The sequence below is a fragment of the Streptomyces sp. Isolate_45 genome (assembly GCF_024721315.2).
Classification (GTDB): Bacteria; Actinomycetota; Actinomycetes; order Streptomycetales; family Streptomycetaceae; genus Streptomyces.
The window spans coordinates 50,354-62,931 of the sequence record NZ_JANFAK020000019.1 but is presented as its reverse complement, the minus strand read 5'-3'; the positions used below and the strand labels follow the sequence as shown (position 1 = coordinate 62,931).

General features: G+C 74.8%; 9 protein-coding genes. 2 read left to right on the top strand and 7 right to left on the bottom strand.

Features of this window, described 5'->3' with window-relative positions:
• Positions 1-2: 2 nt before the first annotated feature.
• Genes NOD94_RS09540 through NOD94_RS09530 form a run of 3 tightly spaced genes read right to left on the bottom strand, consistent with a single transcriptional unit; the run spans position 3 to position 2,445 of the window.
• Entirely contained in the window at positions 3-182 is a 180-nt protein-coding gene (locus tag NOD94_RS09540) for a hypothetical protein (RefSeq protein WP_281205351.1), read from the bottom strand.
• Entirely contained in the window at positions 179-1,951 is a 1,773-nt protein-coding gene (locus tag NOD94_RS09535) for a hypothetical protein (protein ID WP_281205350.1), read from the bottom strand. Before NOD94_RS09535 ends, NOD94_RS09540 begins: the two co-directional genes overlap by 4 nt.
• Entirely contained in the window at positions 1,948-2,445 is a 498-nt protein-coding gene (locus NOD94_RS09530) for a hypothetical protein (protein ID WP_281205349.1), read from the bottom strand. Before NOD94_RS09530 ends, NOD94_RS09535 begins: the two co-directional genes overlap by 4 nt.
• A 157-nt stretch (positions 2,446-2,602) precedes the next feature.
• Between NOD94_RS09530 and NOD94_RS09525 the strand changes: the two genes are divergently transcribed.
• A complete protein-coding gene (locus tag NOD94_RS09525; protein WP_281205348.1) occupies positions 2,603-4,537 on the top strand; it encodes a caspase family protein in 1,935 nt (644 codons plus the stop codon).
• Here NOD94_RS09525 and NOD94_RS09520 read toward each other — a convergent pair.
• From NOD94_RS09520 to NOD94_RS09505, 4 genes are read right to left on the bottom strand one after another with little or no spacing between them, the layout of a single operon-like run.
• Entirely contained in the window at positions 4,518-8,501 is a 3,984-nt protein-coding gene (locus tag NOD94_RS09520; RefSeq protein ID WP_281205347.1) for a CHAT domain-containing protein, read from the bottom strand. The genes NOD94_RS09525 and NOD94_RS09520 overlap by 20 nt on opposite strands.
• Positions 8,502-8,515: 14 nt before the next feature.
• On the bottom strand, positions 8,516-9,169 hold the full coding sequence (locus NOD94_RS09515; protein WP_281205346.1) for an RES family NAD+ phosphorylase: 654 nt from the start codon (positions 9,167-9,169) through the stop codon (positions 8,516-8,518).
• Between the two features lie 5 nt (positions 9,170-9,174).
• Positions 9,175-9,822: a hypothetical protein gene (locus NOD94_RS09510; RefSeq protein ID WP_281205345.1), complete on the bottom strand. Its 648-nt coding sequence runs from the start codon at positions 9,820-9,822 to the stop codon at positions 9,175-9,177.
• Complete coding sequence (locus NOD94_RS09505; protein WP_281205344.1) at positions 9,819-11,141, bottom strand: hypothetical protein; 1,323 nt, start codon at positions 11,139-11,141, stop codon at positions 9,819-9,821. The genes NOD94_RS09510 and NOD94_RS09505 overlap by 4 nt, the downstream gene beginning before the upstream one ends.
• Positions 11,142-11,404: 263 nt before the next feature.
• Between NOD94_RS09505 and NOD94_RS09500 the strand changes: the two genes are divergently transcribed.
• A complete protein-coding gene (locus tag NOD94_RS09500) occupies positions 11,405-12,463 on the top strand; it encodes a MerR family transcriptional regulator (RefSeq protein WP_281205343.1) in 1,059 nt (352 codons plus the stop codon).
• The last annotated feature ends 115 nt before the right edge of the window (positions 12,464-12,578 follow it).

The window sequence follows — 12,578 nt, the reverse complement described above, 5'->3', positions numbered from 1 at the left end:
GGTCAGGGCTGTTCCCGCCTGGCACCGGGGCGGCGTACCAGCTGTTCCCCGGGGGGCAGCGGGGACCACTCGGGCAGGCCCTCGACGACGCGGCGCAGCCGCGCGGTGGTGCGTTCCTCGGCCGGTTCGGCGCCGGCGGCCCACAGCTTGCGGCGGGGCGCTCCGGGGTCGGGTGTGGTCATGCGGGGTGCCCTCCCGGGGAGACGGTGCGGCCGGTGAAGGGGGTGTTCCCCTCGGTGGCGGTGGCCAGTGAGTCGATCAGTTCGCGGACCTGGCCCTCGACGGCGTCGGCCTCCTGGTAGGCCTGCTGCCAGTTGGTCAGGTCGGCCCCGGCTCCGACGAGCCGGTGGAGGGCGTCGCGTCGGGCCTCGCCGAGCAGGAGCCGGGCGGAGTCCTGTACCCGGCGGGTCCGGGACGCGCCGTGATGGATCAGGAGCCATCCGATGCCGCCGATGAGCAGGGGGATCAGGGCGGCCGCGGCGGGGCTGATCGCGTTCCCGATGAACAGGCCGATCACGGCGGCGGCGAGGACCGCCACCACCTTCGCCGGGTACTTGTAGCCGAGGGCGGCGATGAAGGGGGCGGTGTGCCGGTCCCAGTGGTCGCCGAGCCGCTTCTCCAGTTCGGGCAGCGGCGTGTGGTAGGAGCCCGTCCAGGCCGGGAGGGTGAAGTTCTGTCCGGCCACCGGGTAGGTGGCCTCGAAGCGGGCCTCCACGTCCTGCGGCACGGCGGCCCGGTAGTCCCGGGAGAAGCCCTGGTGGGCGTGGTGGAACCAGTCCCGGCAGGCGGCGACGGCGAGCCGCCGGGTGGCTTCGGATGTGCCGATGGCGCCGGGGTTTAGGGCTGCGGTGCTCTGGACGGTGAGGTAGTCGAGGGTCACGTCGTAGGAGGCCGAGTCGGCGTCGGCGTCGGCCCGTGCCCGGGTGGTGTCGCCGTCGTGCGCGACGACGGCCTCCTGGTAGGCGAGGTCGCGCCGCAGGGGCAGTTCCTCGTTGTCGTACTCGGAGACGAGCCGGTCCAGGATGTCGTCGACGGCGTCCTCGATGCGGTGCGTCGGGGTGGGTTCGGTGTTCAGGAGGGCCGTGTACTTGTCGAGGACGACCTGCTGGGTGCGGGCGGCGGAGAGCACCTGCCCGAGCTGCGGCCACTGCGGCGACACCTGGTGCAGGAAGGTGAACTCGGCGCCGGTCACGGTCGGGCACAGGGAACCGATCTCGGCCCGCCAGCGGTCGATCTGGGCGTCCTGGGCCGCCGTGTCGCTGCCGAGCAGCTCGTGCCATTCGTCCAGGGCCTCGCGGAGCATGGCCCGGCCGGCCGGCCCGAAGGCCCCCTGGGCGACGGATTCCAGGATGACGGCGAACTCGCGGCCCAGGGCGGCCGGGTCCTGGGCCAGCAGGTAGTGGCGGAGCCAACGCGCCGATTCGGCGTGTCGACCCTGGCGGCGCAGGACCAGCGCGAAGAACAGCGAGGTGCGGTCCGGGGAGCGGCGGAAGGACTCCTGGACGGCGCGCTCGCACAGGGTGGGGTCGTCGGCCGACCAGGCGGCGAGGGCGACCAGCGCCGGTGCCAGCCAGTACCGGGGCGTCTGGAGCATCAGCTGGTCGCCGACCATCCGGACGGTGTCCTCGGCGACGAGGCCGATGTCGAAGGCCTGGAGCATGCCGACGGCGGTGCGCCGGACCACCTTGTGGTGGCCGAACTCGTGGTCGATCCGGTCCTGGATGACGCCGACGCGGGTCTCGGCCCGTTGGAGGGCGGCCACGAGTCGCGCCTGCGCCGCGAACGCCTGGAACTCGTCGCGCAGTTGCTGGAGCTCTGTGCGGGTCTGCTGTTGCTTCGCCTCGACGGAGTTGACCTGCCCCGAGACGTGGCCGACCTGTTCGGCGACGCCGGCCACCAGCCGGTTGATCTCGGAGACCTTCCGGTGCAGCCCGTGGTCGATTTCCGTCACGTGTTCTCCCCCGATCGCGGCCCACTGGGCCGAACCACCGAACCGTTCTCCAGTACGGGCAGGACCAGCCCGTCTGAGTAGACCTCCACCCACGCGTAACTCGGGCTGCGCGCCAGCATCCGGGCCGCGCCGTAGGGATCGGGCAGGACGTCGCCCGGTGCGTAGTGGGTGAGGATCGCGCCGAAGAGGTTCAGGATGTGGTCCACGTACGGCGGCCCGAGGTGGCAGCGGGCGAGGAACCCGATGGGCGCGTTGTGGTGCTGCACCTCGTACTGTTCGCGGATCCAGTCGGCGAGCCGGCGGCCGGCGGCGGCGTCGAGTCCGGCGTCGAGCCGGGCCACGGCTTCGAGCAGCTCCGGGGATCGGCTGCGCAGCCCATCGGCCTGGAGTCCGGGCGCGTCGGCCGCGCCGGTCGCTGCGGCCGCCCGGCCGGTGTCCTGTTGGAGGTCCTGTGCGGGTCGTACGACACGGCGTGGACGCTCGATGTAACCCATGGTCTCCCCGTAATGGCGCGTGGAGCACGCAGGCTAATGACGTTGCGTCAATCGTGCGACCTCAAAAGGTATTTGCGCCACGAACTCCCCGCAAGTGACCTCGATACGACCGGTTTTCGGCCAGCGACCGCCCCGACGGCTGCTCCAGACTGGCGCCATGGCGAAGGTCTACGCCCTGCTCGTGGGCATCAACGAGTACCGCACGGCGGCCCGTTCCGGCCTGGCCGATCTACGCGGGTGTTTGGCCGACGTGGCCGACGCCCGCTCCGCGTTGGAGGCGGCGGCGCCGGGCCGGGTCGACGCCCTCGTGCTGCTGAACGGCGAGGCCACGGCCCGCGCGGTCGAGGAGGCCATCCGTGGCCACCTGTACCGGGCCGGGGAGGGGGACACGGCGCTGCTGTGGTTCAGCGGGCACGGGACCGAGTACGCGGCGAGCACCCCGCAGGAACTGCTGCTCGAACCGACGGGCCGCTGCCAGGCGCTGGTCTGCGCGGACGGGCCGCTGCCCGACAAGCGGCTGGGCGCGCTGCTCGACGGGGCCGCGGCGGGCGGCGGCCGGGTGGTGGCGGTGCTCGACTGCTGCTTCTCGGGGGGCGCGAGCCGTGAAGGGTACCCACCCCGTTCGTTGCGGCCGCTGCCGCACTGGCGGCCCGCCGTCGGCTCCCGGGACATGACCGGGCCCGACACCGCGCCACGGCACCTGTTGCTGGCGGCGAGCCGGCTCGGACAGCTCTCATTCGAACGTCCCATCGACAACTCGGGCGGTCACACCGACCCGGACGGCCCGGCATGGTCCGACGACTGGCCCACCCGCGGCGTGTTCTCATACGCCCTGGCCCGCGCCCTGCGCCGGGCCGGTCCGGACACCACCGCGCGGGAACTGCTCGCGGAGGCGGACGCCGGGGTACGGCGCCTGGTGTCCGGGCAGCAGCCCGTGCTGTTCCCCGCCGATCCGGGCGGGTTCGCGGACCGGCCGCTGCTGGGCGGGGCTGCCGGCCCGCCCAGCGCCCACCTGCTGAGGGAGGGGCCGGAGGGCTGGGAGGTCGACTGCGGGCGGGTACACGGCCTGACCGGGGGACCGGGTACGGAGTTCATGGCGGCCGGCGGCCCCGTACGGGTCACGGAGGTCCGGGCCGACCGAGCAATCGTCGACCCGGACGGCTGGATCCCGGATCCGGGGTCGGTGCACCCGGTGGCCCTGTCCGCGCTGGCACTACCACCGGCCGCCGTGGTGCTCGCCGGGGACGCGGCCGAACTGCCCGCCTCGCCGCTGCTGCGCGAGGTCGCGGACGGCTCGCCGGAGGAGGCCGAGGCGGGGCTGCTGTTCCGCGTCGACGTACGGGGAGGTCGGGCCCGCGTCCTGCGCCGGAACGGTTCCCCGTACGTACCGCCGCTACCACTGGCGGGAGCCGCCGACGCCCGGCGGCTCACCGACTGTCTGGCCGGGCTGACGCGGTGGCACCGGATCCGCGACCTCAGCGCGGGCATGTCCCCGCTGACCGGGCACGTCCGGGTGGAGGTGCTGCCCTGGGAGCACCAGGACGGGGAACCGCTGCGCCCCGACGGGCACGGGGAGATCGTCCTCTCCTACGAGGGCGGGCAGGAGCCGTCGGTCGCCGTCCGGATCCGCAATACCGGGCCCCGGCCGCTGTGGTGCGTGCTCGTCAACCTGAACGACCAGTTCGGCGCCGGGTCTGCGCTCTTCCCCGGCCAGTTCATCGGTCCCGGGATGACCGGTTGGGCATTGGAAGGGGGGCGGGTGCGGATGGTGCTGCCCGCGTCCCGGCCGGTGCGGCCCGGAGCCTCGGTGCGGGACTGGCTCACGCTCGTCGTGGCCGAAGGGGAACTCAACACGGTGCCGTTCCACCTGAGCCCCTGGGACCCGGCCACCAACCGCTGGGAGGTGGTGGCGAGCCCGCCCCCGGACGGCCTGCTGCGGCTGGCCGGGCCGGCGCCCGCGCCGGAGGGCGGCCGCGACATGGTGCCCGCCCGGCCGTTCGCGCCCGGGCAGTGGGCGGCGAGCACCATCGCCCTGCGCACGGTGGTGCCCGCCTTGCCGACCGGCGAGGACTTCACTGCCCGAGGTGCGTGAACCCGGCCCAGGCGGTGAGGTCGTGCGGGTCGAGTTCCGCCAGCCGGGCGGCCAGGAACGGGGGCAGCCTGTCGGGTACCGTCCGCGCCGGGTCCAGCATCCACAGCTGGGCCCGGCGCAGGGCCCGCGCGGGTGGCTCCTGCTCCCGGCGCAGGAAGTGGTGGGTCAGGAACATCAGGATGGACGTCGCGTCGTCCGGCACCGGCCACAGCGAGCCGATCACCGAACGGCTGCCCGCCACCAGGAAGGCCGTGGACAGGCTGTACGCCTCGTTGTGACCGCGTCCCGAGACCTGGCTGCGGCAGGCGGCGAGGACGACGAGCCCGAGCCTGCCGTGGACCGCCCCCGCCAGCTCCTCCGCGGTCAACTCGCCACCCTTGAGGGAGAGGTAGGAGCTGCGGGGCCGGTTCTCCTCGACGGTTCCGTGGCAGGCGAGGTGCACGACGGCGCCCTCGTCGGCCCGCTCCCGCAGCCAGGCGGCGACCTGGCCGGGTGCGCCGTCACCGGTGCGCAGGCCGAGGTACTGGCCGTGCGGGTAGAAGAGACGCTGGACGACGTCGGCCTCCTCTCCCGCGTAGGGCAGGTCGCCCGTGGGGTTTCCGACGACCAGCGCGGTTCCGGTGTGCGGGGCCGGCGGGCGGGCGGCGACCTCGCAGAGCAGGCGCGCGGAGGCGGCGTACGAGAACTCGGCCCGTTCGATGGCGTACCGGCGGCCCTGCCCCTGCGCGGCGAAGGCCGCGTGCCAGGGGACGAGGCCGAGGGCACCCATCGGGACGAGGACGAGGCGGGGGACCCGGCCCGGCCGCGCGGGTACGTCCAACACCTCCAGGAGCGGCTGGACGGCGGCCCGCCAGGCCCAGGAGCAGAGCCGGTCGAGCTGGTCGCGCAGCGGCGGTGCGGGGGCCGGACGGGAGGTCGCGTGGTCCGGGGCGGGTTCCATGTTGCGTGGCCCACCCCCGCCGGCCGGGCGGTAGTCCCGTAGCGGGGCCGCGTCCTCGCGCAGTCGGGGCAGTGGGACCGCGTGCACCTGCCCGGTGGCGGTGACCAGGAGGGCGGTGCCGGGGCAGGATTCGGTGGTGGGCACCAGGTAGACGAGGGCGTCCTTGTTCTGGGCGCGCAGGGCCGCGCCGATCTCGGCGGGTTCGGGCGGGTCGAGCAGCCGGGTGCCGTCCCCGGTCAGCGCCTGCACCACGCGGCGGCGCAGGGCGCTCGGCACGTTGTCGGGGTCGCCGCCGGCCGCACCCCACTCGGCCGCCAGTGTCGGGTGTCCGGCGGCGGCGAGGAGTTCGGGGACGGAACGGCTGGTGGTGGCCGCGTGCAGGATCAGGCCCCGGCAGGCGTCGAGTGCCCGTACGGCGTCCGCCGGGGCCCGGTCGGCGAGGCACCAGCCGACGAGGTCCTCGGAGAGCTGGTCGGCCAGCCGGGCGGCCTCGGCGATGTCCTGGGTACCGGACTGGAGGAGCGTCGACCATACGAAGCCGCGCATCGCCTCCAGGCCGAGCCGTCGGCCGCGCTCGCGGTCCCGGCGGGCCCGGCCGCCGCGGGCCCGGTATGCGGCGGCGAGGCTGTGCGCGGTGTACGCCCACAGTCGGTGCTCGGGCCCGCCCGTGGCCGCGGCTGCGCCTTCGAGGAGGGTGATGGCGCGCTCCAGGTCACGGGCCCGGTCCGGGTGGCGCGGGTCGGCGTGCGACTGTGCGAGCCCGTGGTAGAAGGAGCCGGCGCTGGAGGCGAACCGTATCCAGTTCTCGCTGCCCTCCTCGGAAAGGGAGACGGCCTCCTCGATCAAGGTGAGGATCTCGCGGACACGGCGCTCGTCAGCGGCCAGCGCAGGCTCGCGCATCCACGCCAGAGCCATGTTCCCGAGGACCCCGGCCCGGTGGTCACGGGGCAACTCGGCTGCCTGACGTCGCAGTTCGGCGAAGGACGGCCGGTTGGCCGGCGGAGGCATCGGCGGCACGCCGAGGCGGTGCGCCAGGTCCTCCCGGGCCGACCGGAGGGACTCCAGCAGTGTGAGGAACTCGATGCGGCTGGTGTCGTCGGCGGTGGAGCCCGCGAAGGCACCTGCCACCTCGGCCACCGCCCGGTCGACGGCCGCGAGGTCCCCGCGCTTGGCCGCGAGCAGCCCCTCGCTCACCGCCTGTTGGGATCGCATCAGCACGGCCAGCTTGGGCGACAACCCGAGGGTTGTCGTCATCCGGTCCCACTCGGCCGCGTCGGGGGCGATGTCCGCGGTGACGCCCCTCTGCTGCGCCAGCATGGTGGAGGCCAGCACGGTGGCGACGGGCAGCCAAGGGCTGTCGACGCCCGCTCGTCGGGCTCCGTCGAAGTGTTCCAGCGCCTCGGCCAGCAGGTCCGGCCTGCCTCTCAGACCCTGCTGCAGCCGCAACTTTCCGATCGCCAAGTGGGCCGAGGGCCACCAGCCGGGATGCTGCTCGGCATGGGCGAGGATCGCCGCCACCAACGCTTCCTCCCGCTGCCGGCCGGCCCTGTCCCCGTGCGGATCGAGGGCGGGGAGCAGGGAGACGAGCATCGCGGCCGCCTCGGCGTGCCTGCGGCTGCCGGGATCGCCGGTCGACCATTCCTCGAAGACCCGGGAGAAGCGACGCTCCCAGCGGGTGCGGGCCTCGTCGGTGTCGGCGAGAAGGATGTGATCGAAGCCGAAGTCGAGGGGGATCTCGTCCCCGGCCTTCTCCAGGAACTCCTGGTGGAGACGCTGCAGTTCCTCCACCGGGACCGTCTGCGGGTGGTGGGGTCCCAGCTGGTGCTGCACGTCGGCCAGCATCAGCCGCGCGGGCTGCCTCAGCTCGGGCGCCAGGTCCGGGTCCGCCAGGGCCAGCAGCACGGCGCGCTCCACGACCGGTAGGCGGTCGCGGTCCCCGTCCGTCTCGTGAAGGGTGTGCTGGGCCATGGCAAGGGCCCAGGCGGCCAGGGTGACCCGGCCGGTTCCCTCCGATGCCCAGCGGTCGACGGCCCGGGTGAGCAGGGCGGCGGACAGGTGGAGGAGTTCCACGTCCAGCGGGAGCCGGCCGCGCGTGAACAGCAGCCGGCCGAAGACGTCCAGATAGAAGGGGTGCAGCGCGTCGATGTCCGCCTCGCCGCCCAGGAGCGCGGTCAGTTCCGCCTCGGCCCGCGCGCCCTGCTCCTCGTCCTCCCACGTGCCGGCGATCACGACCCGGACGAAGGCCACGCGCAACCGGGCCTCGCGTTCCCACGGGGGTCGGCCGGGGGCTTCGGCGAGGGCGCGCAGGGTCTCGTCGCGGGCCTCCTCCAGGAGGGCCCGGTCCGCCGTGTGGTAGCCCTGGAGGGTGAGCGACATGCCGCGGGACTGACGGACCAGCGGCAGGTCCCGGTCCGGTTCGCCGCCCTCCAGCACCTGGGCGTAGTAGGCGGCGGAGCGGGCGTACGAGTCCGACCGGTCGGTGCGGAGTCCGTGCTGTTGCCACAGGTAGCCGAGTGCCTCCTGGAGGTCTGCTTCCTGCCCGTCCTGGTCGTCGAGGGCGGCGAGGCCGCGCCGCAGGGCCTCGTCGAGGAGGGTGGGATCGGGGTCCCCCTCCTGAACCCGGATCTTGGTGAGGTTGGCGAGGAGCCGGCGGGCCAGGACGGCCGCGCCCCACGGGTCCGGTTCGTCGGGCAGTTCCGCGAGCCCCTCCGCGAGCAGGGCGTGGGCGCGCGCGGCGAGTTCCGCGTCGGGCCGTTCGTCGTAGTGCAGGGCCAGGACGTGGCCGTACATGATCCGCCACAGCGCCCACCGCGTTCCGGGTACGGGACGGCGGAAGGCGTGCGCGAAGGCCTCGGCCGCGAGGTCTCGGTCCTCGGGGTCGCCGAGCTCGTTGTGGGCGAGGTAGCTCAGTTCGCCGGTCCGCCCGCACAACTCGGGCGCCCTCGGGTCACCCGCCGGTAGGTCGGCGAGTTCGGCCATGATCTCCTCGCGTTCGGCGCGGGCGTTGGTCGCTGCTGCGGACACGACGGCTCCAGGAGTCAGGGCGCGAGGCGCGCGTGGTACGGCTGCAGGATCCGGTCGAGCCAGTGCCGGCCCTCGGGGGTGGCGAAGTCGATCGGGTCCTCCCCGGTGGGGGCGAGCAGCCCGGGCGGGCAGCGGTCCGCGAACAGGACGAGTGCCCGTTCGCCGGGGTCTCGTTTTGAGGACCACAGGAAGCCCTGCGCCCACGGGTCGGTGTGGCGGCGGATCCAGTGCGCCCAGTCCCTGGTGTACGGGTAGTCGCGGGCCTCCGTCTGGACCAGCCAGCTGTCCTGGTGGACGGCGGCCAGGTCCTGCCCGGTGACCAGCGCGACCACGTCCACGGAGGTCGTCAGTCGCAGCGCGGAGAGGCGGCGTCCGGTGACGGCCACCCGGGGCACGAGCCGGGCCGCGCCCGAGGGGTCGAAGGGCAGGGAGTGCAGGACGCTCTCGCCGATGGCGGCGGACGGGGTGAGGCCGGCGTAGAGGTAGCCGTACGGGTCGCAGGAGGTGGAGTCGAAACGGCCTCCGCCGTAGAGGCAGTGGGAGGGCACGGGGTTGAAGGTGCCGCCGTCGCGGCGCGCCGAGTGCACCCGGTAGAGCGGGGTGCCCGCGGGAAGGGTTGCCTTGGCGGGGGTGGCCCGCGGTTCGGCGGGCGGACGGTAGTGCGGCACGTCCTCTACTCCCCTTCCGTGAGGAGCCGGGCGGTTTCGGGCAGGCGCGGTTCGTCGGCGGTGCCGAGCAGGAGCGCGGGCTCCGCGTCCAGCCAGGCGTTCGGCGAGAGCCACCAGTCGGCGGCGCCCCAGGGGTCGCCGTCGGCGTCGAGCAGCAGGTTGACTTCGCGGACCGTGTTCCTGAGGCGGCCGTCCGGGGTGAACTGGAAGGAGGGCAGACGGGTGGGGCCGCCCGTCGCGCGCAGCCGGATCAGTGCCGGGGCGTACGGGTCGCAGCCGGTCCGGAGGACCTCCTCGTCTCCGAGGGAGGGCGCGGCCAGCAACCGGTCCCGTACCTCCCCGAGCACGGGGCCGACCATCCGGTGGCCGTCGAGGAGCAGCACGGCCAGGTCCTCGGCGCGGAAACCGAGGTGTTCCCCGGCCGGAGCGTCCGGGGTGGTGACGAGCCGGTTCCCGCCGGGGAACCGGTCGGGCAGCAGCTCGCCCAGCAGCCGGGCCGCGCCGAGGGCGGCGTCCCGGGCGGCGGCTCCGGTCGAGGTGCGCCAGGCGCGGAGCCGGAGCGTGAGCCGGTGCAGGTCGTCCGGGGTCAACCGGGGTCCGAGTTCGTCCCATTCGGAGGCCGCGGCGGCCAGGCGGGTGTAGGCGTCGGTCATTGCGGTCGCGCTCCTCTCGTGGGGCCGCCCGCTGCCGTGTCGGCGGCGGGCGGGCCGAGTAACTCCCTTACCAGTTGCGCCCGTTCGTGGCTGCGGACCACGAGATGGATGTCCCAGCCGGCCCCCCGGGCCAGCTCCGCCTCGACCGCGGCCCACACGGCGGCCAGGCTCTCGGCCGGCCCGAGGCCGCCCCGGCCGGCGCCGAGCAGCGGCAGACAGACGGAGGTGGGGGGCGCGGGGGTGGCAACGGTTCCGGCGCCGAGGGCGGACCGGGCCCCGGCTGCGACCCCGCCGGAGACCCGGACCTCGACCTCCGCACGGGCTTCGGCCTCCGCACGGGTCTCGACCCGTTCGCCATGCCCGGTCCGCGCACGATCCTCGTTGCCGGCGCGGGCCTCGCCGAGCAGGGCGAAGACTCGGGTGACCGCGCGCGTCACGTCCACGGGCTGGACGTCGTAGTCGTTGGTGCCGGGCCGCGGGACGGCCACCGCGGCGTGGTGGATGTACCGGACGCCCTGGCGTTCGAGGGCCCCCGCACCGGTCACGGCCACCGTGCCGGGCGCCACCGGCAGGCCCTGCGGCGCGTACCGGTCCGTCCAGGCCCGGAGTTCGTCGCGCACGGGCTCCGCGACGATCCGTCCGGCGGGGTCGCGCAGGGCCGCGGTGCGGCGCAGCGAGGCCGCCACGGAGGACTTGTAGGGCTCGGGGAGCGCGAAGTGGGTGTTCGACGGGGACACCACCACGTCGATGTCGCGCAGCAGGTCCACGGCGTGCACGTGGAGGGTGATCCGGTGATCCCGGCCGCCGATGCGGACGGGTATCCGGTGGTGTCCGGCGGGTAGTTGACGGCCCGCGCTCCCGGTCGCGGAGGCGATGTCCGGCCGCTGCCGGCCCCTTTCCTCCGTGGTCGGTTCCGCGGACGGTCGGGCTCCGCCCGCGTGCCGGACGACCTGCTCGGCGACCTGCCCGAGGACCATCAGCTCGTGGTGCTTGCGGAAGCGTTCGACGCTGACCCCGTAGACCTGGGCGGCACGCCTGCGCCGGTCGGCCGGCGGCCAGTCCCTGGTGCCGCGGGCCAGGCCGAGGCTGTATTCGGCGGCCTCCTGGAGCGTGCCCCCGCCCATCGAGGCGACGGCGGTGCGCAGGAGCCGTTCGACAGCGGGGAAGTGCGGCCCTCCGGGGCTCCCCTCCCCCGGCCCGGCCGACAGGTCCGTGAGCACGGGTATGCCGAGCTCACGCAATCGGACGATGCCGGCGCGCCGCACTTCCCTCACCTCCGCGAGGACCGCCCCGTAGTCCGGCAGTTGTGTGTGCGACATGGCGGAAGGATCGCACCGCCGCGCGCACGCCTACAAGCCGGTTCCGGCCCTCTCCTTCCATGGTGGGGGGCGGGCCGGTCGCGGACGGGGCGTGCGGTGGGCGCGGCCGGTCGCATTCCGGGCGAATCCCGGATACGGGGTGCCCCGGCACGGGAGCGGACGGTGGATCCGGCCGGGGCGTGGATGCCCGGCGGCCTGACCGGCCACCACCCCGCCGGGCGTCGTTTGACCTTCAAGTGGGATGAAAGTCGACAATCGACGTCATGGACGGCACCCCTGAACTGATGAGCATCAGCGCGTTCGCCCGGCGGGTCGGGCTCGCGCCGAGCGCCCTGCGCTTCTACGACGACTGCGGCGTCCTGCCCCCGAACCGGGTCGACGCGGTCACCGGATACCGCTCCTACTCCGCCGCGCAGCAGGACCGGGCCGTGCTCCTGAGGTCCCTGCGCGCGGCCGGACTGGCGCTGCCGGACGTGGTGACGGTGCTCGACGGGCCGGCCGACGGGGCCCGGGAGGTGCTGGAGCGGCACCGGACGGCTGTACGGGAGCACGGGCGGGCCGCCGACGCGGCGATCCGCGCCGTCCTGGACGGCCTCCCCGGCGGTTCCGGCCGGACCGGGTTCACCCTGGGCGGGGCCGAACTGGCCAGTGCCGCTCGACAGGTGGCCCCGGCCGCCGGACGGGATCCCGCGTTCCCGGTGCTCGGCTGCGTGCTGGTGGAGTTCGACGAGGACGAGGTCCGCTTCGTGGCCACCGACCGCTACCGGCTCTCGGTGCGCACGCTGCGGCCCACCGGCGTGAGCGGCCCGCCGGGGCAGGTGCTGATCGGGGCGCGGAACCTGGTGGAGCTCGGGGCGTGGGCCGCCCGCGCCGGCGAGGTGGTCCTGTCGGCGGGGCCCGCCGGGAGCCCGCTGCTCGTGCGGCATCCGGGCGGCGCCGGCGAGGTGGCCGTCGAGGGCGGGGCCTACCCCGCCTACCGGGAGGTGCTCGCGGCGCTGGAGGCGCCCGCCCACCGGGTGGTCGTGGACCGGGCGGCGCTGCTCGCCGCCCTGGAGAGCCGCCCCGACGGGGTGGCGGTCCCCGTCGAGCTGGGGCGGGACCGGCTGTGGGTGGGGCGGGCCGCGCTGCCCGCCGTACGCGAGGAGTCCGAGCCGGTACGGCTCGCCTTCGACCCCGAGGTACTTGGGGCCGCGCTGGAATCCGGGGTCGGGCCGGACGTGCTGCTGGAGGTGTCGGGTCCGGCCCTGCCCGTGCTGGTGCGCTCCGCCGACCAGGGCAGTTTCACCACCCTGGTGATGCCCGTCGCCCTCCCCGACGCCTGACCCGGCCGGACGCCCACCCCCGCCCGGCGCCTGCCCCGGCCGGACGCCCGACCCCGCCCGGTAGCCGCCCCCGCCCGACGCCTGCCCCCGCCGCCGCCCGTCGCCGGGACCGCCC

Excerpts from the sequence above, each read along its gene's own strand:
- NOD94_RS09540 (WP_281205351.1), bottom strand. The coding sequence starts at position 182 with ATGACCACACCCGACCCCGGAGCGCCCCGCCGCAAGCTGTGGGCCGCC.
- NOD94_RS09530 (WP_281205349.1), bottom strand. The coding sequence starts at position 2,445 with ATGGGTTACATCGAGCGTCCACGCCGTGTCGTACGACCCGCACAGGAC.
- NOD94_RS09525 (WP_281205348.1), top strand. The coding sequence starts at position 2,603 with ATGGCGAAGGTCTACGCCCTGCTCGTGGGCATCAACGAGTACCGCACG.
- NOD94_RS09510 (WP_281205345.1), bottom strand. The coding sequence starts at position 9,822 with ATGACCGACGCCTACACCCGCCTGGCCGCCGCGGCCTCCGAATGGGAC.
- NOD94_RS09505 (WP_281205344.1), bottom strand. The coding sequence starts at position 11,141 with ATGTCGCACACACAACTGCCGGACTACGGGGCGGTCCTCGCGGAGGTG.
- NOD94_RS09500 (WP_281205343.1), top strand. The coding sequence starts at position 11,405 with ATGGACGGCACCCCTGAACTGATGAGCATCAGCGCGTTCGCCCGGCGG.